At 71.3% G+C, this 23,765-nt stretch carries 23 protein-coding genes, 1 tRNA gene and 1 pseudogene; 10 read left to right on the top strand and 15 right to left on the bottom strand.

Annotation, left to right across the window (positions count from 1 at the left end; translation table 11 throughout):
- Positions 1 to 202 precede the first annotated feature (202 nt).
- A tRNA-Thr gene (locus ABZT02_RS30690) sits at positions 203 to 276 on the top strand.
- 20 nt (positions 277 to 296) lie between these two features.
- Here the strand turns inward: ABZT02_RS30690 and ABZT02_RS30685 are convergent.
- Entirely contained in the window at positions 297 to 1,427 is a 1,131-nt protein-coding gene (locus tag ABZT02_RS30685; protein ID WP_356023168.1) for a HAMP domain-containing sensor histidine kinase, read from the bottom strand.
- Positions 1,420 to 2,115 (bottom strand): response regulator transcription factor, encoded by a 696-nt coding sequence (locus tag ABZT02_RS30680; RefSeq protein WP_356023164.1) that lies wholly within the window; start codon positions 2,113 to 2,115, stop codon positions 1,420 to 1,422. Before ABZT02_RS30680 ends, ABZT02_RS30685 begins: the two co-directional genes overlap by 8 nt.
- A gap of 232 nt (positions 2,116 to 2,347) precedes the next feature.
- Between ABZT02_RS30680 and ABZT02_RS30675 the strand changes: the two genes are divergently transcribed.
- Positions 2,348 to 3,334 carry an endonuclease/exonuclease/phosphatase family protein gene (locus ABZT02_RS30675; protein ID WP_356023418.1) on the top strand — a complete coding sequence of 329 codons (987 nt, stop codon included), beginning with the start codon at positions 2,348 to 2,350 and terminating at the stop codon, positions 3,332 to 3,334.
- A gap of 21 nt (positions 3,335 to 3,355) precedes the next feature.
- On the opposite strand, the gene ABZT02_RS30670 is transcribed toward ABZT02_RS30675, so the two are convergent.
- Positions 3,356 to 3,838, bottom strand: a complete 483-nt coding sequence (locus tag ABZT02_RS30670; protein WP_356023162.1) for a GNAT family N-acetyltransferase — start codon at positions 3,836 to 3,838, stop codon at positions 3,356 to 3,358.
- Entirely contained in the window at positions 3,835 to 4,770 is a 936-nt protein-coding gene (locus tag ABZT02_RS30665; RefSeq protein ID WP_356023160.1) for an aminoglycoside phosphotransferase family protein, read from the bottom strand. Before ABZT02_RS30665 ends, ABZT02_RS30670 begins: the two co-directional genes overlap by 4 nt.
- Between ABZT02_RS30665 and ABZT02_RS30660 the strand changes: the two genes are divergently transcribed.
- Together ABZT02_RS30660 and ABZT02_RS30655 are read left to right on the top strand one after the other, a co-directional pair.
- A complete protein-coding gene (locus tag ABZT02_RS30660) occupies positions 4,769 to 5,422 on the top strand; it encodes a rhomboid-like protein (protein ID WP_356023157.1) in 654 nt (217 codons plus the stop codon). The two genes, ABZT02_RS30665 and ABZT02_RS30660, sit on opposite strands and share 2 nt — an antisense overlap.
- Positions 5,423 to 5,433: 11 nt before the next feature.
- The gene (locus ABZT02_RS30655; protein ID WP_356023155.1) at positions 5,434 to 6,831 is read left to right on the top strand and encodes an FAD-dependent oxidoreductase; all 1,398 of its coding nucleotides are present in this window, start codon (positions 5,434 to 5,436) and stop codon (positions 6,829 to 6,831) included.
- 18 nt (positions 6,832 to 6,849) lie between these two features.
- Here ABZT02_RS30655 and ABZT02_RS30650 read toward each other — a convergent pair whose 3' ends face one another.
- From ABZT02_RS30650 to ABZT02_RS30640, 3 genes are read right to left on the bottom strand one after another with little or no spacing between them, the layout of a single operon-like run.
- Positions 6,850 to 8,331, bottom strand: a complete 1,482-nt coding sequence (locus ABZT02_RS30650) for an MFS transporter (RefSeq protein ID WP_356023152.1) — start codon at positions 8,329 to 8,331, stop codon at positions 6,850 to 6,852.
- A gap of 44 nt (positions 8,332 to 8,375) precedes the next feature.
- Positions 8,376 to 9,356 carry a zinc-binding dehydrogenase gene (locus tag ABZT02_RS30645; RefSeq protein WP_356023150.1) on the bottom strand — a complete coding sequence of 327 codons (981 nt, stop codon included), beginning with the start codon at positions 9,354 to 9,356 and terminating at the stop codon, positions 8,376 to 8,378.
- A gap of 42 nt (positions 9,357 to 9,398) precedes the next feature.
- Positions 9,399 to 10,559 carry an NAD(P)-binding protein gene (locus ABZT02_RS30640; protein WP_356023147.1) on the bottom strand — a complete coding sequence of 387 codons (1,161 nt, stop codon included), beginning with the start codon at positions 10,557 to 10,559 and terminating at the stop codon, positions 9,399 to 9,401.
- 172 nt (positions 10,560 to 10,731) lie between these two features.
- On the opposite strand from ABZT02_RS30640, the gene ABZT02_RS30635 reads away from it, so the two are divergent.
- Complete coding sequence (locus ABZT02_RS30635) at positions 10,732 to 11,409, top strand: pentapeptide repeat-containing protein (protein WP_356023145.1); 678 nt, start codon at positions 10,732 to 10,734, stop codon at positions 11,407 to 11,409.
- Between the two features lie 266 nt (positions 11,410 to 11,675).
- Here the strand turns inward: ABZT02_RS30635 and ABZT02_RS30630 are convergent, their stop codons facing one another.
- Both ABZT02_RS30630 and ABZT02_RS30625 read right to left on the bottom strand, forming a co-directional pair.
- Positions 11,676 to 12,581 carry a phosphotransferase gene (locus ABZT02_RS30630; RefSeq protein ID WP_356023143.1) on the bottom strand — a complete coding sequence of 302 codons (906 nt, stop codon included), beginning with the start codon at positions 12,579 to 12,581 and terminating at the stop codon, positions 11,676 to 11,678.
- 8 nt (positions 12,582 to 12,589) lie between these two features.
- Complete coding sequence (locus ABZT02_RS30625) at positions 12,590 to 13,090, bottom strand: hypothetical protein (RefSeq protein WP_356023140.1); 501 nt, start codon at positions 13,088 to 13,090, stop codon at positions 12,590 to 12,592.
- Between the two features lie 41 nt (positions 13,091 to 13,131).
- Between ABZT02_RS30625 and ABZT02_RS30620 the strand changes: the two genes are divergently transcribed.
- Positions 13,132 to 14,547: a M1 family metallopeptidase gene (locus ABZT02_RS30620; RefSeq protein ID WP_356023138.1), complete on the top strand. Its 1,416-nt coding sequence runs from the start codon at positions 13,132 to 13,134 to the stop codon at positions 14,545 to 14,547.
- A 10-nt stretch (positions 14,548 to 14,557) separates the two neighbouring features.
- Here the strand turns inward: ABZT02_RS30620 and ABZT02_RS30615 are convergent, their stop codons facing one another.
- Together ABZT02_RS30615 and ABZT02_RS30610 are read right to left on the bottom strand one after the other, a co-directional pair.
- Complete coding sequence (locus tag ABZT02_RS30615; protein ID WP_356023136.1) at positions 14,558 to 15,082, bottom strand: GNAT family N-acetyltransferase; 525 nt, start codon at positions 15,080 to 15,082, stop codon at positions 14,558 to 14,560.
- A 244-nt stretch (positions 15,083 to 15,326) separates the two neighbouring features.
- Positions 15,327 to 15,902, bottom strand: coding sequence for a TerD family protein (locus ABZT02_RS30610; RefSeq protein ID WP_057608635.1), 576 nt, complete (start codon positions 15,900 to 15,902; stop codon positions 15,327 to 15,329).
- Positions 15,903 to 16,080: 178 nt separating this feature from the next.
- On the opposite strand from ABZT02_RS30610, the gene arfB reads away from it, so the two are divergent.
- The gene (arfB, locus tag ABZT02_RS30605) at positions 16,081 to 16,509 is read left to right on the top strand and encodes an alternative ribosome rescue aminoacyl-tRNA hydrolase ArfB (protein WP_356023132.1); all 429 of its coding nucleotides are present in this window, start codon (positions 16,081 to 16,083) and stop codon (positions 16,507 to 16,509) included.
- A gap of 95 nt (positions 16,510 to 16,604) precedes the next feature.
- Entirely contained in the window at positions 16,605 to 17,462 is an 858-nt protein-coding gene (locus ABZT02_RS30600) for a sigma-70 family RNA polymerase sigma factor (protein WP_356023129.1), read from the top strand.
- Here the strand turns inward: ABZT02_RS30600 and ABZT02_RS30595 are convergent.
- Together ABZT02_RS30595 and ABZT02_RS30590 are read right to left on the bottom strand one after the other, a co-directional pair.
- Positions 17,459 to 17,928: pseudogene (locus tag ABZT02_RS30595) on the bottom strand (GNAT family N-acetyltransferase). The gene ABZT02_RS30600 and the pseudogene ABZT02_RS30595 sit on opposite strands and share 4 nt — an antisense overlap.
- Positions 17,929 to 17,970: 42 nt before the next feature.
- A complete protein-coding gene (locus tag ABZT02_RS30590; RefSeq protein ID WP_356023416.1) occupies positions 17,971 to 18,516 on the bottom strand; it encodes a flavin reductase family protein in 546 nt (181 codons plus the stop codon).
- 369 nt (positions 18,517 to 18,885) lie between these two features.
- Between ABZT02_RS30590 and cdgB the strand changes: the two genes are divergently transcribed.
- Together cdgB and ABZT02_RS30580 are read left to right on the top strand one after the other, a co-directional pair.
- Positions 18,886 to 20,541, top strand: coding sequence for a diguanylate cyclase CdgB (cdgB, locus tag ABZT02_RS30585; RefSeq protein WP_356023128.1), 1,656 nt, complete (start codon positions 18,886 to 18,888; stop codon positions 20,539 to 20,541).
- Between the two features lie 121 nt (positions 20,542 to 20,662).
- Positions 20,663 to 21,616, top strand: coding sequence for a carbohydrate-binding protein (locus tag ABZT02_RS30580; RefSeq protein ID WP_356023126.1), 954 nt, complete (start codon positions 20,663 to 20,665; stop codon positions 21,614 to 21,616).
- 3 nt (positions 21,617 to 21,619) lie between these two features.
- Here the strand turns inward: ABZT02_RS30580 and ABZT02_RS30575 are convergent, their stop codons facing one another.
- Both ABZT02_RS30575 and nagA read right to left on the bottom strand, forming a co-directional pair.
- Positions 21,620 to 22,549, bottom strand: coding sequence for a 1-phosphofructokinase family hexose kinase (locus ABZT02_RS30575; RefSeq protein ID WP_356023124.1), 930 nt, complete (start codon positions 22,547 to 22,549; stop codon positions 21,620 to 21,622).
- A gap of 78 nt (positions 22,550 to 22,627) precedes the next feature.
- A complete protein-coding gene (gene nagA / locus ABZT02_RS30570) occupies positions 22,628 to 23,758 on the bottom strand; it encodes an N-acetylglucosamine-6-phosphate deacetylase (protein ID WP_356023121.1) in 1,131 nt (376 codons plus the stop codon).
- Positions 23,759 to 23,765 lie beyond the last annotated feature (7 nt).

Genomic DNA, 23,765 nt, shown 5'->3' with positions numbered 1-23,765 from the left:
CTTCTACCGGCAGGAACGTGCCGGACGATCCGTTGTAGGAAGGTGGTGGTGTAGTCCACACGAGTGGACTGGGTCAGGACGGTACCTGGCGTTCACGCTTATGTCAGTACCTGGCGGACTGTGAACTTCGCGGAAATTTTCGACGGGCCCCTACAGCGACCTGGGTACACTGCTCGGGCGCACCCCCGCGGAAGCGGTGCACGCCTCCTTAGCTCAGATGGCCAGAGCAACGCACTTGTAATGCGTAGGTCGTCGGTTCGAATCCGACAGGGGGCTCTGTCGAAGCCCAGGTCAGATCACTTCTGACCTGGGCTTTCGCTGTGTGTGGGGGGAGTCGTCGCCGGGAGTTCCACCGTGATGCGCAGGCCGCCCTCGGGGTGTGGGGTGAGGATGAGGGTGCCGTCGTGGGCCTGGGTGATCGTTTTGACGATGGCCAGGCCGAGGCCGACGCCCGCGTGGTCGGTGCGGATGCGTTCGGTGCCGCGCTGGAAGGGTTCGGTGAGGGTCGGGACCAGGGCCGGGGGGAGGGGCTCGCCGGTGTTCTCGACCGTGAGGACGACCGTCGTGGGGCGGACGCCGGTGGTGACCCGGACCGTACCCTGCTCGGGCAGGTTGTGGACGATCGCGTTGTGGACGAGGTTCGTGGCCAGTTGGAGGAGGAGCGCCTGGGAGCCGGTCGTCGGGGCGATGTCGCCGCGGGTCTCGATGGTGACGCCGTGCTTCTCCGCGAGGGGCAGGAGGGTTTCGGTGGCTTCCTCCGCCATGAGGGACAGGTCGACGGGTTCTCGGGTGAAGGTCCGCTGCTCGGTGCGGCTGACCAGGAGGAGTGCCTCGGTGAGGTCGATCGCCCGGGTGTTGACGGTGTGGAGGCGGTCGAGGAGTTCGGCGGTGTCCTGGCCGGGGTCGGTGCGGGCCACGTCGATGAGCGCCTTGGAGATGGCGAGCGGGGTGCGCAGTTCGTGAGAGGCGTTGGCGGCGAATCTGCGCTGTTCGGCGACGTGGGCTTCGAGGCGGGCGAGCATCGCGTCGAAGGCGTCGGCGAGTTCGCGGAATTCGTCCTTGCGGCCCGGTAGCCGGATGCGGTGGGAGAGGGAGCCGGTTGTGGCGGTGCGGGTGGCGTCCGTGATGCGGGTGAGGGGGGCGAGCATGCGGCCGGCGAGGATCCAGCCGCCCATGAGGCCGAACACCAGCACGAAGGCGAGTACGGCGGCTGCTCTCGGGGCGAACACCTGTAGGAGGGCGGACCGGACGGGGAAGACGCCGCCCGTGGGGCTGTCGTCGGGGTCGTAGAGCATCGCGCGGTTGGGGACGTAGCGCAGGAGGAAGACCCAGACGGCCGCGAGCAGCAGGATGCCGGCGAACATGAGGAACCCGGCGTAGCTGAGGGTGAGTTTGAGGCGAACGCTGAGACCGGGTGCCCTATCCATGTCCGCCTTCTTCGTGTGCGTCGTCCGCTTCGGTGGCGATGCGGTATCCGACGCCGGGGACGGTGGTGATGATCCAGGGTTCGCCGAGGCGTTTGCGCAGGGCGGAGACGGTGATGCGTACGGCGTTGGTGAACGGGTCGGCGTTCTCGTCCCAGGCGCGTTCCAGGAGTTCCTCGGCGCTGATGACTCCGCCCTCGGCGGCGACGAGGACCTCCAGTACGGCGAACTGCTTTCTGGTGAGGGCGACGTAGCGGCCGTCGCGGTGGACCTCTCTGCGGAACGGGTCGAGGCGTAGGCCGGCGATCTCGCGGACGGGGGGTCTGCTGTGGGCGCGTCTGCGGTCGAGTGCCCTGAGCCGGAGGGCGAGTTCCTGGAGTTCGAAGGGTTTCGTGAGGTAGTCGTCGGCGCCGATCCCGAAGCCGGTGGCCTTGTCGTCGAGGCGGTCGGCGGCGGTGAGCATGAGGATCGGCATGCCGCTGCCGGAGGCGATGATGCGTTCGGCGATTTCGTCGCCGGTGGGTCCGGGGATGTCGCGGTCGAGGACGGCGATGTCGTAGGTGTTGATGCTCAGGAGTTCGAGGGCGGTGCCGCCGTCGCCCGCGATGTCGGCCGCGATCGCTTCCAGGCGCAGGCCGTCGCGGATGGCTTCCGCCATGTAGAGCTCGTCCTCGACGATCAGCACGCGCATGTCTTCGATGCTACGAGTGGGCGCGTATCGCGGGCGTATCGAAAACCGCATACGTGGCGGCAACATCGCGCTGTCTTCACTGGGGGCGGATGTGTGCCGACCCCACTCAGGACGCGAGGACGATGTGGTGAGCAAGACAGTGACCGGCGGTGAGCGAGACCGAACTCCAGACCGGACTCGAGACCGGACTCGGGACTCGGCGGATGCCGGGCAGGAGGGGCGCGTCCGCCGGATCGTCCGTGCCGGCTTCCGCCCCGGTCTCTGGAGGCGCGGCCCGGTGCTCGTCGCGTCGGCGTTGTTGCTCAGTCTGCTCATGCTGCTGCACGCGGAGATCACGGACTACGGCGGTCTCGGCAGTCTGGTGGAGACTTTCCTGCCGTGGTTCGGCCTGTTGGTGCCGGTGCTGCTGGCGGGGGCGTTGTGGCGTCGGTCCGTGTCCGCGGTGGTCGCGTTGCTGTTGCCGGTCACGGTGTGGCTGAGCCTTTTCGGGGGGTTGCTCGGTGACAGGTCCCAGTCGGGCGGTGATCTCGTCGTGGTCGGTCACAACGTCGGCGCCGGCAACTCCGACCCGGTGGGCACGGCTCGGGACCTGGCGGCCTCCGGGGCGGACGTGCTGGGGCTGGAGGAGATCACCCCGCAGGCGGTGCCGGTGTACGAGAGGGCTCTGGCGAGGGCGTATCCGTACCACGTGGTGCTGGGCACGGTGGGGCTGTGGAGCAGGCCGCCGTTGTCGGACGTCCGGGCGGTCGACACCGCGATGGACGCCGGGCCGCTGGGCGCAGCCAAGTCGGATGCCGAGAAGCTGCCCTCCAACCGGGCGTTGCGTGCCACGGTGGTCACGGACCGGGGTTCGCTGGCGGTGTACGTGGCTCACCTGGGGTCCGTGCGGGTGATGCCCAGGGCCGGGTTCTGGACGGACAGCCGGGACCGTAACGCGAAGGCGCTCGCCCGGGCCGTCGCCGCCGAGCCGAACGGGCGGGTGGTGTTGCTCGGCGACCTGAACGGCACCATGGACGACCGCGCCTTCGCCGGCCTCACCTCGCGGCTGCGTTCGGTCCAGGACGAGGCCGGGGACGGGTTCGGTTTCACCTGGCCGGCGAAGTTCCCGGTGGCGCGGATCGACCAGATCCTGGTGCGTGGGGTGGAGCCGACGAGTTCCTGGGTACTGCCGGCGACCGGCAGCGACCATCGCCCGGTGGGGGCGGCGATCAGCTGGTGAACTCGGCGGTGCCGAAGCCCTTCAGCGGGTGGAGATGCCGGAGGCCTTGGTGAGGGCCTCGTCGGTCAGGCGGTAGACCGTCCATTCGTCCTGGGGGCGGGCGCCGAGGGATTCGTAGAAGTCGATCGCGGGGGTGTTCCAGTTGAGGACGGACCATTCGAGGCGCTGGTAGCCGCGCTCGACGCAGATGCGGGCGAGTTGGGTGAGGAGGGCCTTGCCGTGGCCGGCGCCGCGGGCGGTGGGGCGGACGTAGAGGTCCTCCAGGTAGATGCCGTGGACTCCGCGCCAGGTGGAGAAGTTGAGGAACCAGATCGCGTAGCCGACCACCGTGTCCGTGGTGTCGGTCGCGACGTGGGCGTAGGCGGCGGGGCGGGGGCCGAAGAGGGCTTCGTGGAGTTGTGCCTCGGTCGCCTTCGCCTCGTCCAACGCCTTTTCGTAGTCGGCGAGTTCGCGGATCAGGGTGTGGATCGCGGGGATGTCGGCGGGGGTGGCGGGGCGGATCACGGCTGTCGGCTCCGGTGGGTGCGCAGGCGGTGGGCGATGTGGAGTTGGCGGGGTTCGAGGGGGCGGCCGTCCTCGATGTCCCAGAGGGCGTTCTGGAGGAGCCGTCCCAGGGTCCAGGCACGCGCGCGTGCGCGGTCCAGGCCGAGGATGTCGGTCATGGCGTCGAAGCGCCAGGTGATCTCGTCGGCGTCGAAGCGGTTGTCGAGGGCGGGCCAGAGTTCGAACCCGGGGTCGCCGGCGAGGGGTTTGGGGTCGATGGCGAGCCAGGGGGCGCGGTCCGCGCCGAGGACGTTCTCGTCGTGCAGGTCCCAGTGCAGGAGCCGGTCGCCGGGTTCGTCCATGACCTCGCGTACGGCGGCCGCGCAGTCGGCGACGGTACGGCGGATCTGGGGGTCGGGGATGCGCTTGAGGGCCTCGGGGGTCCGGTCGAGCATGGCGGGCGCGATGTCGGCGAGCCGGCGCATCCCGGCGGGAGCGGGTCCCGCGGTCAGGTGGGCCAGCAGACCGGCGATGACGAGGACCGCGTCCCGTGTGCCGGGCAGGGTGGACAGCATGCGGGCGGAGTCGAGGCGCTCCAGGAGCATGGTGTGGGTGACCGGGTCGTGGTCGAGGAGGCGGACCGCCCCGTCGCCGTCCCACCGGCGCAGGGCGACGGGTTCGCCGGCGCTCTCCTCGTCGAGGAGCTGGAGCTTGAGGACGGCCGGGGTGCCGTCGCTCCGGCGGACGACCGGCAGGACCAGGGCGGTGACACCGTGCATCGGGGAGCCGTCCGGTCTCAGGTCCCAGCGCTCCAGGAAGTCCTCGGTGAGCGTCGGCAGTCCGGCGATGAACTCCCGGCCCCGGTCGCCGTGGTAAAGCTCCTGTGTCGCGGCCAGTTCCTCCGGGATGTCGATCACGTGCCGGACCCTACCGGCGTGCGTGAATCGACTCATGCGAATTAACCGGGGTGTCCCCAGGGTGTGGGCGTATGTCCGCAGCGCCCCCGGCACCTATGTGTGGCTGGCGGTCCTCTTCGTGACGACGGTGGCGTTGCACCACATGTCGCCGGAGTTCGAGGAGGAGTTCCTGCGGCAGCGCTCGACCAACATCCATGAGCTGTCGAGCAATCCGGTGCGGGTGCTGGTCTCCAGCGCGATGTGGATCGACGGCGGGCACTGGCTGCCGTACGTGGTCCTGTACTCGGTCTTCCACGCGCCGGCGGAGCGGTGGCTGGGGACCGCGCGCTGGCTGGCGGTGTGCGCGGCGGCGCACGTACTGGCCACGCTGATCAGCGAGGGGGCGCTGCTGTGGGGCGTCCGGCACGCGATGGCGCCCGCGTCCGCGGTCAACACCCTGGACATCGGGGTGAGTTACGCGCTGGCCGGGGTGATCGCCGTGCTCGTGTACCGGATTCCGGCGCCCTGGCGGTACGTCTACGGGTTCGCGGTTCTCGTCGTGTACGCGGTGCCTTTGGTGACCGGGCGGACCTTCACCGACCTCGGGCACTTCACCTCGGCGCTGATCGGGTTCGGGTGTTATCCGCTGGTCAGGGGGCGGGAAAGAGTACGGATTCCGAAGGAGACAGCGGGCGCGTCGGCGGGCTAACGTCCCAGGCCATGAGCAGCAGGGTCGTGAACGGCGGCATCTCCTTCTGGTACGCGGACGACGGCTTCCCCGAGGCGCGGGAGCCGCTCGGCGGTGACGCGTCGGCGGACGTCGTGATCGTGGGCGGCGGCTACACGGGGCTGTGGACGGCGTACTACCTGAAGAAGGCCGTGCCCTTCCTGCGGATCACCGTCCTGGAGCAGAAGTTCTGCGGCTACGGTGCCTCCGGGCGCAACGGCGGCTGGCTGTACAACGGCGTCGCGGGCCGCGACCGGTACGCGAAGCTGCACGGCCACGAGGCCGCCGTACGCCTCCAGAAGGCCATGAACGACACCGTCGACGAGGTCGCCCGGGCCGTCGGCGAGGAGGGGTTCGACGCCGGGCTCCACAAGGGCGGCGTCCTCGAAGTCGCCCGTACGCCCGCGCAGTTGGCGCGCCTGAGGGCCTTTCACGAGCAGGAGCTGTCGTACGGCGAGAAGGACCGTGAGCTGTACGGCGCCCGGGAGACGGCCGAGCGGATCCGGGTCGCGGACGCGGTCGGGTCGTCGTGGACGCCGCACGGGGCCCGGGTGCATCCGGTGAAGCTGGTGAAGGGGCTCGCGGCGGCCGTCGAGGCGCTGGGCGTGACGATCCACGAGCAGACGCCGGTGACGGAGATCCGGCCCAAGCACGCTCTCACGCCGTACGGCACCGTCCGCGCGCCCTATGTGCTGCGCTGCACCGAGGGCTTCACGGCCGCGCTGAAGGGGCAGAAGCGGACCTGGCTGCCGATGAACTCCTCGATGATCGCCACCGAGCCGCTGACCGACGAGCAGTGGGCGGTGATCGGCTGGGAGGGGCGCCAGACGCTGGGGGACATGGCACACGCCTACATGTACGCGCAGCGCACCGCCGACGGGCGGATCGCGCTGGGCGGGCGCGGGGTGCCGTACCGGTTCGGTTCGCGCACCGACAACGACGGGCGGACGCAGGCCGAGACGGTCGAGGCGCTGCGGGAGATCCTCGTCGGGTTCTTCCCGATGCTGGCCGGGACGCGGATCGAGCACGCCTGGTCGGGGGTGCTGGGCGTGCCGCGCGACTGGTGCGCGTCGGTGACGCTGGACCGTTCGACGGGCATCGGCTGGGCGGGCGGTTACGTCGGTTCGGGCGTCGCCACCGCCAACCTGGCCGCCCGGACCCTGCGGGACCTGGTCCAGCAGGACTCCGGGCAGGGCGGCCGGACCGAGCTCACCGAACTGCCGTGGGTCGGTCACAAGGTGCGCAGGTGGGAGCCGGAACCGCTGCGCTGGCTGGGCGTGCAGGGCATGTACGCCACGTATCGGACGGCGGACCGGCGGGAGCTCACCAGCCACAGCTCCGAGTCGTCCCGGCTGGCCCGGTGGGCTGACCGGGTCGCCGGGCGGCACTGATCCTCCGGGAGGCCGGGCTCAGGCGGCCGGCTCCGGGATCGCGGCGGTGGCGGGAGCCTCGTGTTTCGGTGGCTTCGCAGTCACCATCAGGCCCGCGATCAGGCCGGCCAGGAGCATGATGCCGGCGGCCCACCAGATGGCGACGGTGTAGCCGTGCACGACGCCCTCCCTGACGATCAGGGCCTTCTTCGACGGGTCGGTCAGGTGGGCGCTGACGTAGGCGGTGCTGCTGGTGGTGGCGATGGTGTTGAGCAGGGCCGTGCCGATCGAACCGCCGACCTGCTGCGAGGTGTTGACGGTCGCCGAGGTGACTCCGGAGTCCTGCGGGGCGACGCCCGCGGTGGCGGTGGAGAACACCGGCATGAAGGTGAGGCCCATACCGAGGCCCATGAGGAGCAGGGCGGGCAGGATCTCGGTGGCGTAGGAGCTGTTCACCGTCATCCGGGTGAGGATCATCATGCCGCTCGCGGCGAGGACCATGCCGGGGACCATGAGCATGCGGGGCGGGACGTGGTTCATCAGCCGGGCGGAGATCTGGGTGGAGCCGATGATGATCGCGGCGGTCATCGGCAGGAAGGCGAGCCCGGTCCGCACGGGGGAGTAGGCGAGCACGACCTGCAGGTAGTAGGTCATGAACAGGAACAGCCCGAACATGCCGATGACGGCGAGCCCCATGGTCAGGAAGCAGCCCGCGCGGTTGCGGTCCTTGACGATGTGCAGCGGGAGGAGGGGGAAGGCGGCCCGGGACTGCCACCACACGAAGGCCGCGAGGAGTACGACGCCCCCCGCGATCAGGGTCAGCACCAGGGGGTCGCTCCAGCCCCGGGGCTGGGCCTCGCTGAAGCCGTAGACGATCGCGACCAGGCCGCCGCAGCCCAGCAGCACACCGGGCACGTCGAGGCGGGCGCCCGTGTGGCCGGGGCGGTCGTGCAGCAGGACGAGGGCGCCGATGACGGCGGCGACGGCGATGGGCACGTTGACGTACAGGCACCAGCGCCAGTTCAGGTACTCGGTGAGCAGGCCGCCCACGATGAACCCGATCGCCGAACCCGAGCCGGCGAGGGCGCCGTAGATCCCGAAGGCCTTTCCGCGCTCCTTGGGGTCGGTGAACGTCGTGGTCAGCAGGGACAGCGCGGACGGGGCGAGGACGGCCGCGAACGCGCCCTGGAGGGCGCGGGCGGCGAAGAGCATGCCGGGGCCGGTGGCGGCGCCGCCGAGTGCGGAGGCGGCGGCGAAGCCGACCAGGCCGATCACGAAGGTGCGTTTGCGGCCCACCAGGTCGGCGATGCGGCCGCCGAGCAGGAGGAGACCGCCGAAGGCGAGCGTGTAGGCGGTGATCACCCATTGCCGGTTGCCGTCGGACATGCCCAGGTCCTGCTGTGCGGAAGGGAGCGCGATGTTCACGATGGTCGCGTCGAGGACGACCATCAGCTGCGCGAGGGCGATGACCACCAGGCCCCACCAGCGGCGGGGATCTTCACCTGCCCGGGTGGCGCCCACCTGGTCAGAAGACCATGAATCGGTACGAGTCGCATCTGGGGGTGTCATGGCTCCAGAACTACCTTTCCGGTTGTGCCGCGGGTCTCCAGCGCCCGGTGCGCGGCGGCCGCCTCGGCGAGCGGGAAACGCTGTACGGCAGGGGTGAGGCGGCCCGCGGCGGCTTCGGCGAGGGCGCGCAGTTCGAGGGTGCGGATGGGGTGGGGGCCGCCGGCCTTCTTGGCCATGACGGGCCCGAGGACCTGCTCGGAGACGCCCTCGACGAGGTACGGCTGTCCGTCCTTGACGCCCTCGCCGGACCAGCCGAAGACGAGGTGCTGCCCGTTACGGCCCAGCAGGCCGACGCACGCGCGGGCGACGTCTCCTCCCACCCCGTCGAAGACGACGGTGGCGGTGCGGTCGCCGAGGAAGGCGCGGACCTTCCCGGGCCATGAGGGGTCCTTGTAGTCGACTGCGAGGTCGGCACCGTTCTTTTCGGCGAGGCCGACCTTGTGCGGGCCGCCGGCCAGGGCGACGACCGTGGCCCCCGCGTTCTTCACGTACTGCACGAGCAGCGTGCCGATGCCTCCGGCCGCCGCCGGGATCACGGCCACGGAGTCCGGGCCGAGCTCGGCGAACTGGACGATCCCCATCGCCGTACGGCCGGTGCCGATCAGGGCGACGGCCTGGGCGAAGTCGAGGTTGTCGGGGATCTCGTGGACGCGGTCGACCTCGGTGACGGCGAGTTCGGCGTAGCCGCCGGGGGCGAAACCGAGGTGGGCGGCCACGCGCTTGCCGAGCCACAGTCCGGCGACCGAGTCGCCGAGGGACTCGACGACTCCGGCGACCTCGCGGCCGGGGACGGTGGGCAGTGCGGTCGGCCGGGGTGCCGGTCCCTGCTGCCCCTCGCGCAGGGCGGTGTCCAGGAGGTGGACGCCGGCGGCCCGTACGGCGATACGGACCTGGCCGGGGCCCGGTACCGGGTCCTCGGTCTGCTCGTAGGTCAGGTTCTCGGCGGGGCCGAAGGCGTGCAGGCGGATGGCGTGCATGAGGAGAACTCCCTGTGTCGTCAGGGGCCCCACTCTTTGACCTCAAGCTTGCTTGAGGTCAAGAGCGTTCCGGCCGAGTGCCAGCGATACGGCGGTGAGCGCGCTGGTGAAGGAGACCTCCGAGAGCACCCCGGGCGCCGCGACCTGGTCGCCCGCGAGATAGACGCCGTCCCCCCGGTCGACGGCGGGCCGGTCGCGCCAGCTGGTGCCGGGCAGGTCGACGGCTCCTGTCCGGCCGTTGGCGACGGACTCGCGCCGCCAGGTGACGCGCTCGCGCCAGCCGTCGAAGGCGAGGTCGAGCAGCTGTTCCGCGCGGGCGATCCCGTCGGCCCTGCTCTCGTGCGGGGCGATGGGGATCTGCCCCTGGAGGAGCTGTTCGCCCGCGGGGGCCAGGGTGCGGTCCTGGGCGGTGAACCGTTCGAGCCAGCCGGGAGAGTCGAGGTCGGAGACGGCGAAGGCGTCGCCGCGCCGGGTGCGCAGGGCGAGGTCGAGCAGGGTCGTACGGCCGCTCGGCCAGGTCAGCGAGTCGTCGCCGAGGAGTCGGCGGGCCGCGTCGAGGGAGGTGGCGACGACGACGGGGGTGTCGGTGGGCAGGGCGTCGACGCGGGACAGGGTCTCCATCCGGACGCCCAGGTTCCAGGCGCGGGCGGCCATCCGGTCGACGACTCCGGCCCAGCCGCCGCGCGGGTAGTGCGCCTCGGGCGGCAGCCTGGTGGCGCGCCGGAGCCGTTCCTGCACGAACGCGGCGGACAGGGCGCCCGGGTCGTGGTGGAAGAGGGCGACGGCGGAGTAGTGGGCGGCGGCGCGGGCGCCCTCTTCGCCGGCCTGTTCGGTGGCCCAGGACATGAAGTCCACGTCGATGGGCGCCTGTTGGGCGCTGTGGCGCAGCAGCTTGAGCATCGCGAAGGGCGGGGTGCGGCGCAGCGCGCCCTTGTGCCGCAGGCGCAGGCGGGCCGCCTCCAGGGGCGGTAGCGGGGCGAGCGGTCCGATGAGGTCGCGCTGCTGGAGCCAGGACCAGTGCGGGCCGCCGTTGTACAGGGTGTGCGGGCCGTCGTTCGTGCGGTACGGCCCCTCGGCGGTCCTGGCCCGGCCGCCGAGCGTGTGATGGGCCTCGTACACGGTGACCTTGGCGCCCGCCTCGGCGGCGGTGATCGCCGCGGTCAGCCCGGCGAGGCCGCCGCCGATGACGGTGATGCGGTGCATGGCTGGGGTCTCCCTCTGTTTTTCGGGGGTCGCTGGTCGCGTCTTCGTCGTGTCTGCGTCGCTTCTACGTCGTGTCTTCGTCGGTATGACTGATCGAGGGCACCGGAATGTGACATGGGAGCTGTCGGCGCAGGTCAGGGGGGTTGTCAGTGGTGGGGTGCAGGATGGGGGCATGGTGAGTCGTGGGACGGGTGCGGGCAGGGTGAAGGGGGCGCGGCGCCCCGAGGTGCGGTTGCCTCCGCTGGAGCCGCACGGGGGAGGGGAACTGGAGCCGGACGGGGACTACGACGGCCTGGCGTTCCTGGAGACGGACTTCGTGGGGCAGGACGGGGCGGGGGCCCGCTTCATGGACTGCGCGCTGAGAAGCTGCGCGCTGGACGAGACCCGGCTGCACCACGCCCGCTTCCTCGACTCGGTCCTCACCGGCATCCGGGGCGTGGGCACCGACCTCGCGGAGTCGACCCTGCGGGACGTCGAGCTGATCGACGCCCGCCTCGGCGGAGTGCAGCTGCACGGTGCGGCGCTGGAGCGGGTCGTGATCCGGGGCGGCAAGATCGACTATCTGAACCTGCGCACGGCCGTCCTGAAGGACGTCGTCTTCGAGAGCTGCGTCCTGGTGGAACCGGACTTCGGCGGCGCCCGCCTGGAGCGCGTGGAGTTCGTGGACTGCGCCCTCAAGGGCGCGGACCTCACGGCGGTGACCCTCAAGGACGTCGACCTGCGCGGCGCCGCGTCACTGGAGATCGCTCGCGGCATCGACCGCCTCGCCGGGGCGGTGATCACACCGTCCCAACTGCTCGATCTGGCACCGGTGTTGGCGGCGGAGGTGGGGATTCGGGTGGAGGGCTGACGGAAGGTGCCGGACCGGGCCCGCACGAGCTGTCCTGCTGAAGGGGTGCCCTACTCTCCTGCGGCCGCCGCGCGAGCCGTGACGGTGGTCGGCTGGTCGTGCGAAGCGGTTGGGCGGGTGCCGGGAGTCGCCGTAGGGTCGGTCGCCCTCAGGGCCTCCGGCCGGCTGGTTGGCTGGTCGTGGCGGGGCCGGTCGGACGGGTGCCGGGACTCGCCGCGGGGCGCGGTCGTCCGCGTGACCTTCGGTCGGCCGTCGCGTGAGGTCCGTCAGTCGTCCGCCAGTACCCGTCGCAGTGCCGCTCTCCCCGCCGTCCCCCAGGTCGGTTTGCCTCCGGGGAGGCCCTTCTCGCCGGCCTGGCCGATGCTGATCAGGCCGAAGGCGCTGCGGACCGCCCAGGCGCGGGCGCGCTGGAGCAGGGCCGGGTCATTGGTGCCGTAGGACGTGAAGAAGCGGGTCGCCGCGCCGTCCGGGAGGAGCAGCCAGGCGGCCGCGAGGTCTGTCGCCGGGTCTCCGGCGCACAGTTCGCCGAAGTCGATCACGCCCGCGAGCGTCCCGTCCGCCACGACGACGTTCGCGGGATGCAGGTCGCCGTGCAGCCACAGCGCGGGCTCCTGCCGGAGGGGAGCGGCGAGGCCCGCCTCCCACACCCGTCGGACGTCGTCGGCGGCGAACTCGCCGAGGTCCATCGTCCGCAGCGCGTTGTCGACCCCGGCCGCGTGCGCCGCGAGGGGCACACCCCGGTCGGGGTTCGCCGGTGCGTCGACGGGGGCCGGGCGGTGCAGGGCGCGCAGGAAATCCGCGAGGGCGTCGGCCGCGTGGTCGGCGCGGGTGACAGGGACGCGGTCGGCCGGGTCGCCGGGAACCCAGTCGGCCACCGTCCAGGGGGCGGGGAAGCGGGCGGACGGCCGGCCGAGCCGGACCGGCGTGGGCACGGGGAGCGGGAGCAACGGGGCGAGGGCGGGCAGCCAGCGGTGCTCCTTCACGAGGAGGTCCGGAGCCCGGGGCGTGCGAGGCACTCGTACCGCCAACTCCTCCCCGAGACGCCAGAGTTCGTTGTCCCAGCCGCGGGCCGCGTGAGCCAGGTCCAAGTCCGCAAGATCCGGGTGCTGCTCCCGCAGCAGGGACCGCAGCAGATCCTCGTCGACCGGGATGGCGGTGCTCTCCGTACTCACTTCTCCGCTCACCGCACTCTCGGGAATCGTGCCTGGAGCGTCCAGATCGCCGGGTTCTCGCCCAGGTCCTCGTGCAGGTCGACCAGGTCGGCGATCAGGTCGTGGAGGAAGTCGCGGGCCTCGCGGCGCAGGTCGGCGTGGGAGAAGGTGAGCGGCGGCTCCTCCACCGGCATCCAGTCGGCCTCGATGTCCACCCAGCCGAAGCGGCGCTCGAAGAGCATGCGGTCGGTGGACTCGGTGAAGTCGAGTTCCGCGTGCTGGGGGCGGGAGGCGCGGGAGCCCGCGGGGTCGCGGTCGAGGCGTTCCACGATGTCGCACAGCGCCCACGCGAAGTCGAGCACCGGCACCCATCCCCAGGCTGTGGACAGTTCCCGGTCCTCCTTGGTGTCCGCGAGATACACGTCCCCGCAGAACAGGTCGTGCCGCAGCGCGTGGACGTCAGCGCGGCGGTAGTCGGTCTGCGGGGGGTCCGGGAAGCGGTTGGAGAGGGCGTAGCCGATGTCGAGCACGTAGGCGATGGTGTCACGCGGGCCCTCATAGGATCACGGGCGTGCCCCGATCCGCCTCGCTCCTCCCCACGGCCCCGCTCCTCCCCACCGCCCTGCTCCTGGCGGCGGCCCTCGCGCTCACCGCGTGCGACGGCGGTGTGCACGGCACCCCCGGCGGCTCCGGCCTGCGCGACCCGTACTTCCCGAAGATGGGCAACGGCGGCTACGACGTCACCCACTACGCCCTCGACCTCGCCTACGACCCGGACGCGGACCGGCTCTCCGGCACCGCGACCCTCACCGCCCGCGCCACCCAGGACCTGACCGCCTTCGACCTGGACCTCGACGGCCTGGACGTGGAGAAGGTCACCGTCGACCGCGCCCCGGCCCGCTGGAACCGCACCGGCCAGGAGCTGACCGTACGCCCGCACGACGACCTCGACGAGGGCCGCGCCTTCCGTGTGACCGTCGCCTACTCCGGCACCCCGAAGACGATCACCGACCCGGACGGCTCCGAGGAGGGCTGGCTGCCCACCGAGGACGGCGCGGTGGCCCTCGGCGAACCGACCGGCTCGATGGCCTGGTTCCCCGGCAACCATCACCCCTCCGACAAGGCGTCCTACGACCTCACGATCACCGTGCCCAAGGGCCTCCAGGCCGTCTCCAACGGCGAGTTGACCGCGAGCAGCACCAGCGGCGGCCGTACGACATCCCACTGGCACACCGCCGAACCCATGGCGAGCTACCTCGCCACCCTCGCGATCGGCGACTACGACATCCACCGCTCCACGACCGCCGACGGCCTGCCCGTGTACACGGCCGTCGACCCGGCGGAGGCGGCCGCGAGCCGGAAGGTCCTGGCGCAGATCCCCGCGGTGATGAAGTGGGCGCAGGACACCTTCGGCCCGTACCCCTTCTCCTCCACCGGCGCGATCGTCGACCGCGAGGGCGACGCCGAGTACGCCTTGGAGACCCAGAACCGCCCCTTCTTCCCCGGCGCCCCCGACACCGCGACCCTCGTCCACGAACTCGCCCACCAGTGGTACGGCGACTCGGTCACGCCGAAGACCTGGCGGGACATGTGGCTCAACGAGGGCTTCGCGACCTACGCCGAGTGGCTGTGGGCCGAGGACCACGGCGGCGACAGCGCGCAGGACAGCTTCGACGCGCTGTACACACACGGCGAGGACGACTACGACGACCTCTGGGACTTCCCGCCCGGCAAGCCGTCGAGCGCCGCGCACCTCTCCGACAGCCCCGTCTACCAGCGCGGCGCGATGGTCCTCCACAAGATCCGGCAGCGACTCGGCGACACCGTCTTCCGCGCCCTCCTCCGCGACTGGCCCACCACCCACCGCCACGGCAACGCGGACACCGAGGACTTCACGTCGTACGTCGAAGACCTCGCCCCCGACAAGGACTTCGGCCCGATCTGGGAGGAGTGGCTGTACGGGGACGGGAAGCCGGAGCGGCCCTGAGGAAGGGCGGTCAGGCCCGCTCGCCCAGCGGCTTGCGCAACACCGTGCAGGGGCGGCCGAGTTGGCGGTCCGTCCGGTGGTCGACGACCTCGTAGCCGAGGGCGGTCCAGAAGGCGAGGGCGCGGGCGTTGCCGTCGAGGACGGCCAGGCGTACGGCGGTACGGCCCTCGGTGCGGAAGCGGTCCTCGACGAGGGCGGCCAGCCGGCGGCCGTAGCCCTGCCGGTGCACATCCGCGTCCACCATCAGCAGCCCGATCCACGGATCCGGGTCGGCGGGGTCCGGATGCTGCGCGAGCGTGATGGCCACCCCGACCAGCCGCCCCTCGCTGCGCGCCAGCAGCACCTCCGCGTCCGGATGCGCGAGCTCCTCGGCCAGCGCGGTCGCCACCTGCTCCGGCCGGATGTCGTCCGCGTCCGGGAAGTCACCGCTGAGCGCGAAGAACTCGTGGTTGGCGGCGTAGAGGGCGGTGAGCTCGGTCAGGAGGGGCGCCGGGATGTCGTGGTCGGGGGTGAGGGGGAGGGAGGTGAGGAGCATGCGGGGCAGAGTAGTTGAGGGTTTGCGGTCTCCGGCCGTACGTCGGCTGGGAGCGCGGTACGGGCGGCCTCTTCCGCTCCGAAGGCGTACTCGACGACCGGGTCCTCGTGCTCCAAGTTGTTCTTCGCTCGGGCATAGCGGCTGGACAGGTCGGGGCGGCGGGCGACTTCGATGTCCAGGGGCCCTGGGACGCCGGGAGCCCCCGGCCATGCGACCAGGGGCCTCCAGCACAGCGCAGCTGATGTCAGACGTTCACGCCGAAGTCCTGCGCGATGCCGACCAGGCCGGACGCGTAGCCCTGGCCCACCGCGCGGAACTTCCACTCCGCGCCGTTGCGGTACAGCTCGCCGAAGACCATCGCCGTCTCCGTGGCCGCGTCCTCGGAGAGGTCGTAGCGGGCGATCTCGGCGCCGCCGGCCTGGTTGACGATGCGGATGTAGGCGTTGCGGACCTGGCCGAAGTTCTGCGAGCGGTTCTCCGCGTCGTAGATCGAGACCGGGAAGACGATCTTGTCGATGTCGGCCGGGAGGCCGGCCAGGTTGACGTTGATCGCCTCGTCGTCGCCGGCGCCCTCGCCGGTGCGGTTGTCACCGGTGTGGACGATGGTCTGGTCCGGAGTCTGCTTGTTGTTGAAGAACACGAAGTGGCCGTCCGAGTAGACCTTGCCCTCCGTGTTAACCGCGATCGCGGAGGCGTCGAGGTCGAAGTCCGTGCCGGTGGTGGTGCGGACGTCCCAGCCGAGGCCCACGGTGACGGCGGTCAGGCCCGGAGCCTCCTTGGTGAGCGAGACGTTGCCACCCTTGGACAGGCTTACAGCCATTGTTGGGAGTCCCTTCCCTCGTTAAGTAACGGGCACGAAGCTACAGCTACCACTATGAACGCCGCGAGCGGTGTCGAAGGTTCCCCGCTTCTTTGCTTTCTTTACCCAAGCTCACTCCGGGGGCGGACAGGCGATATTCGGGTGACGTGGACCGGACAGAGCCGGGAACATGGACCCCATGTCCGGTCCTCACGTCATCCGCGGCTCCGTCTCCCTTCCGGAGGCCGAGCTCATGTGGCGTTTCTCGCGTTCCTCCGGCCCCGGTGGCCAGCACGTCAACACCAGTGACTCCCAGGTGGAGCTGCGTTTCGACCTGGCCCGCACCGAGTCCCTGCCCGACGTGTGGAAGGAGCGGGCACTGGCCAGGCTGGCCGGCCGGCTGGTCGACGGCGTCGTCACCGTCCGTTCCTCCGAGCACCGCTCGCAGTGGCGCAACCGCGAGACCGCGGCCGTACGCCTGGCGGCGCTGCTGGCGGAGGCCACGGCGCCGCCGCCGAAGCCGCGGCGGGCGACCCGGATTCCTCGTGGGATCAATGAGCGGCGGCTGCGGGAGAAGAAGCAGCGGTCGGACACCAAGCGAGGGCGGCAGGGGCGGGACTGGGGATAGCCCGGGCCGGCCTTCCCGCGGATCCGCGCGTGTCACATCTGCGCCGTCCCGTCCGTCAACTCAATGACGGCGGACGACGACGAGAGCGGTGACCCATGCGGGACGAGGACTTCCTGGCCGAGCGGTTCGAGGCGCACCGGGGGCAGCTGCGGGCGGTGGCGCACCGGATGCTCGGGTCGGTCGCCGAGGCCGAGGACGCGGTCCAGGAGGCCTGGGTGCGGATGAGTCGGTCGGACACCGCGCACGTCGACAACCTCGGAGGCTGGCTGACGACGGTCGTGGGGCGGGTCTGCCTCGACATGCTCCGCTCCCGCAGGTCCCGTGCCGAGCAGCCCCTCGAACCCGAGGCACCGGTCCCGGTCACCGTCCCGGGTCCCGAGCAGGACGCCCTCCTCGCCGACTCGGTCGGCAGCGCCCTCCTCGTCGTACTCGACACCCTCAGCCCCGCCGAACGGCTCGCCTTCGTCCTCCACGACCTCTTCGCCGTCCCGTACGACGAGATCGCCGATGTCATCGGCAAGTCCCCGGCCGCCACCCGCCAGCTCGCCAGCAGGGCCCGGCGCCGGGTGCGGGGCACGCGAAACGAGGGCGCCGACACCGACGCCGTCCCCACCGCCCGCCGGCGCGAACTGGTCGACGCCTTCCTCGCCGCCGCGCGCGACGGTGACTTCGACGGGCTGCTGGACGTCCTCGACCCGGATGTCGTGGTGCGCACGGAGGTCGGGGTGACGACGGGGGCCCTGGCCGTGGCCAAGGGGGCGGCCGGCTACGCGCGGCACATCGTCGGTGTCGCCGTACCGGCTCTGGTCGAGGGCCGCACCGGCATCGTGCTCCTGCGGGACGGCCGGGTGGAGCGGACGCTCGCGTTCACGTTCGTACACGACCGGATCGCCGTGATCGACATCACCACGGACCCGGCGCGGGCGGCTCAGGCGGACGTCACCCTGCTCTAGGCGAGGTCCAGGGCTCCCACCGTCTCTCCCTCGCTCAGTTCCCCGGTGCGGCGGAAGCCGAGCTTCAGGTAGAACTCCGCCGGGCCGTCGGGGCCCTCGTGCCAGGTGACGTACAACTCCTTCGTGCCCCGGCGGCGCAGCTCCGCGGCGACGGACTCGACGGCGAAACGGCCGTAGCCGCTGCCCTGGGCGTCGGCCGCGATGTTCAGCCGCCACAGGCCGGAGCGGCGCACGGTGCCGCCGTCGGCGCGCCAGTCGATGTCGAGGAAGGCCATGAGGAAGCCGACAGCGCGCTCGCCGTCGACGATCAGACGGGGCCAGGCGACGCCCGCGGGATGCACGTAGGCCTCGGCGAGGGACTGCATGACCGGGGAGACCGCGAATTCCTGCTCGGGGCGGACGCGTATGCCCGTGGCGGTTTCGAAAGCGCGGGTGTGATCTCTTCGAGGCGGGGTGCGAATGCCATCCGGGGACCTTAGGGCGAGTCAGCGGCGCGCGGCCACTGAATTCATCCCAACTGCCGGTACCTGCCGCGGAAATACGTGAGCGGGCCGCCGTCCGCGCTGGGTACGGCGGCCGTCAGGACGCGGCCGATCACCAGGGTGTGGTCGCCGGCCTCGACGCGCTGTTCGGTGCGGCACTCCAGGGTGGCGAGGGCGCCGCCCACCAGAGCGGCGCCGGTCGCGGAGCCGCGGACGTACGGGATGTCCTCGAACAGCAGCCGGTCGCTGATGCGGCCCTTCATGGCGAAGCGGCCGGCGATGTGCCGCTGGCTCTCGGACAGGACGGACACCGCCCACAGCGGCTGCTCGTCGAGCAGGTCGTCCATGCGGGAGCCGGTACGCAGGCTGACCAGCACCAGAGGCGGGTCCAGGGAGACCGACAGGAACGCCGTCGCCGTCATGCCGACGTCCTCGCCCCCCGGCCCCTCGGCGTCGAGCGGGGGCTCGAACGCGGTCACCAGGACCACGCCCGCGGCCAGCCGGGACATGGCGGCCCGGAACTCGTCGTTGCTCACCCCCACAGCATGCCCGGAAGCGGGCGGAGGGATCATCGGCGCGGTGGCGGGGAGAGTGTTCGACACGCCGGAAACGCTAATGTCCGGCCCGGGCCCACCGCATCGGGCCTTCGTCCGAGGCCGGACCTAGGTCTACCGGCGGAGATGCGCACAGCGCTCACAAACACCCAAAGTTTGCGTTCAGTAAACGCACAGGGAAAACGCAGAAGCTCCACTCAATTGTTCATCTTTCGCTGTGACTTGAGTCACAAGACGCGCTAATTGTTGACCCTGTGTACCGAGTGGGGAGCGCGCTGTGATTCAGTGGCGGGGAAGTACCCCACCAAGCCGCACCAACGAACCGCACTGACGATACGCCGAAGAGAACCCTTGATTCGCTGCGAGGTCTCGGGGGGAGGGCGAGCAATGGAGAGCGAGTCGGAGCCGTACGTCCGTCTTGCGTCCCTGCGACAGCTGCACCAGGTCATGGCCGACATGAACACGGCCCGCAGCCTGGCCGACACACTGCAGACCGTCGCGAACGGCGTGGTCACCGCACTCGGCTACGAACTGGCGTGCGTCAATCTCGTGCGCCCCGACGGCGACCTCGTGGTCGCCGCCTTCTCCGGGAACCAGGCCGCCGAGGCGCTGATCACCGGCCGGGTGGGCTCCCGCGAGTCCTGGGACCGCCGGCTGAGCATGGGGGAGACCTGGGGCGACCTGGTCTTCATACCGCACACCGAGGGCTGGGTCCTCGACGACGACGACGTCCCTCAGTGGTACACCGACGGGCCCGCGCCCCGCTTCGAGGACGAGTGGCACCCCTCCGACCGGCTGTTCGCGCCGATGTACACGCCGGGCGTGCAGGGCGGCCAGTGCGGCGAGCTGATCGGTGTGCTCTCCGTGGACCGGCCGCGCAACGGCCGCAGGCCGGGCGCGTGGGGCCGCGAAGCGCTCCAGATGTACGCGTTCCAGGCCGCCATCGCGATCAGCAACGCACGCCTGCGGTCGAACATGCAGCGCGCGCTGGTCAGGCTGGAAAGGGAACAGCAGGCCCTCAGGGCCAGTGAAGAGAGCTTTCGGCAGGCCTTCGAGTACGCCCCCTCCGGCATGGCCATCGCCGAGATGGGCGGCGACCAGCACGGCCGGATCCTGCGCACCAACGACGCCCTGTGCCGTCTCCTCGGCCGCCCCGCGTCCGCGATGCGCCGCTACTCCTTCTCCGACCTCGTCCACCCCGAGGACATAGGCACCCTGCTGCGGACCTCGGCGGAGGGCGGGCGGGCCGAGCTGCGCCTCGGGCGCCGGGACGGCACGTACGTCTGGGTCTCCCTGCGCAACTCCGTCGTCGCCGACGCGGCCGACGGCCCGCGCTTCCTGCTCACCCACGTCGAGGACATCGAGGAGCGCAAGCGCCGCGAGCTCCAGCTCGCCCACCGCGCCTCCCACGACTCGCTGACCGGCCTGCCGAACTCCGCCGAGCTGCGCTCGCGGCTGTCCTCCCGGCTCTGCCAGCGCCCCACCCACACCGGCGCCCTGGAGTCCGTCGACGCGGCCTTCGGCCACCCCGCCTTCGACGCCAACGGCCACGGCTTCGACTTCCGGCAGGGCGGCGCCGCGGCGTTCGACACCTTCGACCACCATGTGCACACCGTCGCCCCCGAGGGGGAGCGCGACGACGGCTCCAAGGGGCTCGCGGTGCTCTTCTGCGACCTCGACGGCTTCAAGTCGATCAACGACCGGTTCGGGCACAACGCAGGTGACGCGGTGCTCATCGAGGTCGCCCGGCGACTGTCCCAGTGCGTCCGTGACGGCGACACCGTGGCGCGGCTCGGCGGCGACGAGTTCGTGATCCTCGCCGACGGGCTCGGCAAGGCCGACGCGGCCGACCTCGCGGTGCGCCTGCGCAACGAGATCATCCAGCCGATCCGCGCCGAGGGACGGGCCGTGCGGGTCGGTGCCAGCTTCGGTATCGGCTGGGCGCACTGCGGCATGACCGCGGACGAAGTGTTGAAGTCTGCCGACGAGCGGATGTACGTCGAGAAACGATCTCGTCCCAAACAACACAGACGTGCGGGCTGATCCCCAGGTCAGCGAGCTGATGCGATCCGAGTCACCCGTTTGGGCCATCAGGAGCGGGTAGGCTCGCCATTCTGACTCCACCTATCGCATCCGATCCGCACCTGTAGAGGAGTACCAAGGGATGACGTCCGGCAACAACGGCGCGAGCACGCCAGAGGACGAAGACCCGTTCGGCTACCTCTACGCCGACGGCCAGGCCAACGGCGCCCAGCCGCCGTCCGGCGGCGGCTACGGCTACGGCTACCCGAACTCCGTCAACCGGACGCGCTCGGTCGGCCAGCGGCAGTACGGCCAGCAGCAGGCACCGGCCGCGCCGAACGGCCCGTACGGCCAGGTCCCGCAGCAGCCGGCCCAGTCCGGCTACGGCCGGCCCAGCGCCCACTACCAGGCCCCCGAGACGCTCCCCGGCGGGGCGGCCCCCACCAGCCAGCAGCCCATGCCGGGCTACAGCGGTGGCGGCGGCCGTTCCGGTGGCCCCAACACCAAGGGGCTGCTGATCGGCGCGATCGCGGTGGTCGCCGCGGTGGTCATAGGCATCGCCATCGCGATGGCGGGCGGCGACGACAACAAGGGCGACAGCGGCAACGAGGCGGCGGTGACCCCGAGCACGTCGCAGAGCTCGGAGCCGAGCGCGTCGACCTCGGCGGCGGCGGAGGCTGACCTTCCGGAGGCCGACGTCAAGACGATGCGGCTGGAGGGCGGCACGAGCGTCGCGTCGGACGTGAAGGGTGCCCAGTCCGACGGGGGCGTGTACGTCCAGGGCTTCAACCAGGTCGGCGCCTCGGTCACCTGGACGGTCAACGGCATCAAGAAGGCCGGCGTCTATCGGCTCTACGTCCGCTACGGCCTGCCCGCCGAGGACGCCAACGCGACGGTGACGGTCAACGGGAAACCCTCCTCCCGGCCGCTGAACATGAAGAACTTCGGTGGGCTTCCCGCGAACGAATGGCAGGAGACCTGGGCGCAGGTCTCGCTGACCAAGGGCACCAACACTCTTCAGCTGTCCTGCCAGCAGGGCAACCAGTGCAACGCCCTGCTCGACCAGTTCTCCGTGACGGAGAACGTCGACCAGTAGCGGTCACGCCGCGCTGGACTCCCCCGTGACCGTGACCCGGTTCAGCAGCTCCTCGTAGGCCGCCCGGTCGAACTCACCCGCCACCGGGGACAGTACGGTCGCCGCCGACAGGGCGATCGCGCGGGTCAGCCGGGCCGGCCAGGGGAGCTGTTCGACCAGGCCCGACAGCAGGGCCGCCGTCACCGAGTCGCCGGCGCCCGTCGGGTTGCCGTGGACCGTGGTGGGCGGGCCGGCGCGCCAGCAGCCCTCGCCCGTCGCGGCGAGGAGGCCCTCCTTGCCCAGGGAGGCGACGACGGTGAGGGCGCCCCGGCGGCGCGCGTCCCGCGTGGCGCGCAACGGCTCGTGGGAACCCGTCAGTTCGGACAGTTCGTCGGCGTTCGGCTTGAGGATGTCGGGGCGTGCGGCGACCCCGCGGCGCAGGGCCTCTCCGCTGGTGTCGAGGAGGACCGGAACCCCGGCCGCCTTCGCCGTGCGGATCAGGCCCGCGTACGCCCCCACCGGCACCCCCGGCGGCAGACTCCCGCACAGGGCCACCGCCGAGACGGACGGGACGAGATCCTCGTACGCCTCCTGGAAGGCGGACCACTCCGCGGACGTCACCGTCGGGCCGGGCTCGTTGAGCTGAGTGGTGTCGCCGGACTGCGCGTCCACGACGGCGATGGTGCGCCGGGTCGGGCCGGTGACCGGGACGAGCGCGTCCACCAGGCCCGGTACGGCGGTGAGCCGGTCCTGGACCGTGCGGCCCGTGGCGCCGCCCGTGAAGCCGGTGACGGTCACCTCGTGGCCGAGCGCGGCCAGCACCCGGGCCACGTTCAGCCCCTTGCCGCCGGGGCGTTCGGTGACGTCGGTGACCCGGTGGCTGGTGTGCGGCCGCAGCGACCGTACGCGATAGGTGATGTCGAGAGCGGTGTTCAGCGTGACCGTGAGGATCACCCGGGCCGACCTCCCCCGAAAGACAGAATGTGCCCGTCCAGTCTCCCAGGGCGATCCCGGCCCCAACAGCGGGACAGATCACCCCAGTTGGGGATCGACCACCCATTCTCCCCGGCGCATGACGCCCTTGAGGTCGAATTGATGGTCGAGGAGGACCAGGTCGGCGTCCTTGCCCGGCTCCAGGGAGCCGATGCGGTCGGACATGCCCAGCAGGCGGGCCGGGTTGGCGGAGATCGCCGCGACCACGTCCTCGACCGGCAGCCGGTCGACGGTCACCGCCCGCTTGAAGGCGCGGTCCAGGGTGAGCGTCGACCCGGCGATCGAACCGCCCTCGACCAGACGGGCGACGCCCTCGCTGACCTCCACCTCCAGGGGGCCGAGCATGTAACGACCGTCGCCGAAGCCCGCCGCGTCCATGGCGTCCGTGATGAAGGCGACCCTCTTCGGACCCGCGTGGTGGAACGCGAGTCGCAGCGCGGCCGGGTGCAGGTGCGTGCCGTCGTCGATCAGCTCGACCGTGATCCGCTCGTCCTCCAGAAGGGCCGTGATGGGGCCGGGCGTGCGGTGGCCGAGGGGCGGCATCGCGTTGAAGAGGTGGGTCGCCACGGTGGCGCCCGCCTCGATGGCCTCGACGGTCTGCTCGTACGTCGCGTCCGTGTGGCCGACCGCCGCGATGACCCCGTGTTCGACGAGGAGCCGTACGGAGTCGATGCCGCCGGGGAGCTCGGTGGCGAGGGTGAGCATCTTCGCCTGGCCGCGCGCCGCGTCGATCAGCTTGCGGACCTCCGCCGGGTCCGGGGCGCGCAGGAGTTCCTCCGAGTGCGCGCCCTTGCGGCAGGGGGAGATGAACGGGCCCTCGAAGTGGACGCCGGCGATGTCGCCCTGTTCGGCGAGTTCGGAGAGGAGACCGGCTCGCTGGGCGAGGAAGTCCATGTCGCCGGTGACGGTGGAGGCGACGAGGGTGGTGGTGCCGTGTCGTCGGTGGGTCCGGATCCCCTCGAGGATCTCTTCGGGGGTGCCGGAGGTGAAGGAGGCTCCGCCGCCGCCGTGATTGTGGAGGTCGACGAAACCTGGGACCAGCCAGTGGTTGGTTACGTCGATGACCTGGGCGCTCTCCGGGGCTGCGGCGGTGATACGGGTGCCCTCGATGACGACTTGGCCGTCCTTGACCGTACCCGTGGGCAGGACCACGTTGGCGCCAGAGAGCACCAGAGGG

This window comes from Streptomyces sp. NPDC005402, from assembly GCF_040606575.1.
GTDB lineage: Bacteria > Actinomycetota > Actinomycetes > Streptomycetales > Streptomycetaceae > Streptomyces.
Note: the sequence above shows the minus strand (reverse complement) of the source record. Positions and strands in the feature narration are given on the sequence as shown.

Excerpts from the sequence above, each read along its gene's own strand:
- ABZT02_RS30685 (WP_356023168.1), bottom strand. The coding sequence starts at position 1,427 with ATGGATAGGGCACCCGGTCTCAGCGTTCGCCTCAAACTCACCCTCAGC.
- ABZT02_RS30680 (WP_356023164.1), bottom strand. The coding sequence starts at position 2,115 with ATGCGCGTGCTGATCGTCGAGGACGAGCTCTACATGGCGGAAGCCATC.
- ABZT02_RS30660 (WP_356023157.1), top strand. The coding sequence starts at position 4,769 with ATGCGAATTAACCGGGGTGTCCCCAGGGTGTGGGCGTATGTCCGCAGC.
- ABZT02_RS30665 (WP_356023160.1), bottom strand. The coding sequence starts at position 4,770 with ATGAGTCGATTCACGCACGCCGGTAGGGTCCGGCACGTGATCGACATC.
- ABZT02_RS30655 (WP_356023155.1), top strand. The coding sequence starts at position 5,434 with ATGAGCAGCAGGGTCGTGAACGGCGGCATCTCCTTCTGGTACGCGGAC.
- ABZT02_RS30645 (WP_356023150.1), bottom strand. The coding sequence starts at position 9,356 with ATGCACGCCATCCGCCTGCACGCCTTCGGCCCCGCCGAGAACCTGACC.
- ABZT02_RS30640 (WP_356023147.1), bottom strand. The coding sequence starts at position 10,559 with ATGCACCGCATCACCGTCATCGGCGGCGGCCTCGCCGGGCTGACCGCG.
- ABZT02_RS30635 (WP_356023145.1), top strand. The coding sequence starts at position 10,732 with ATGGTGAGTCGTGGGACGGGTGCGGGCAGGGTGAAGGGGGCGCGGCGC.
- ABZT02_RS30615 (WP_356023136.1), bottom strand. The coding sequence starts at position 15,082 with ATGCTCCTCACCTCCCTCCCCCTCACCCCCGACCACGACATCCCGGCG.
- ABZT02_RS30610 (WP_057608635.1), bottom strand. The coding sequence starts at position 15,902 with ATGGCTGTAAGCCTGTCCAAGGGTGGCAACGTCTCGCTCACCAAGGAG.
- arfB (WP_356023132.1), top strand. The coding sequence starts at position 16,081 with ATGTCCGGTCCTCACGTCATCCGCGGCTCCGTCTCCCTTCCGGAGGCC.
- ABZT02_RS30600 (WP_356023129.1), top strand. The coding sequence starts at position 16,605 with ATGCGGGACGAGGACTTCCTGGCCGAGCGGTTCGAGGCGCACCGGGGG.
- ABZT02_RS30590 (WP_356023416.1), bottom strand. The coding sequence starts at position 18,516 with ATGATCCCTCCGCCCGCTTCCGGGCATGCTGTGGGGGTGAGCAACGAC.
- cdgB (WP_356023128.1), top strand. The coding sequence starts at position 18,886 with ATGGAGAGCGAGTCGGAGCCGTACGTCCGTCTTGCGTCCCTGCGACAG.
- ABZT02_RS30580 (WP_356023126.1), top strand. The coding sequence starts at position 20,663 with ATGACGTCCGGCAACAACGGCGCGAGCACGCCAGAGGACGAAGACCCG.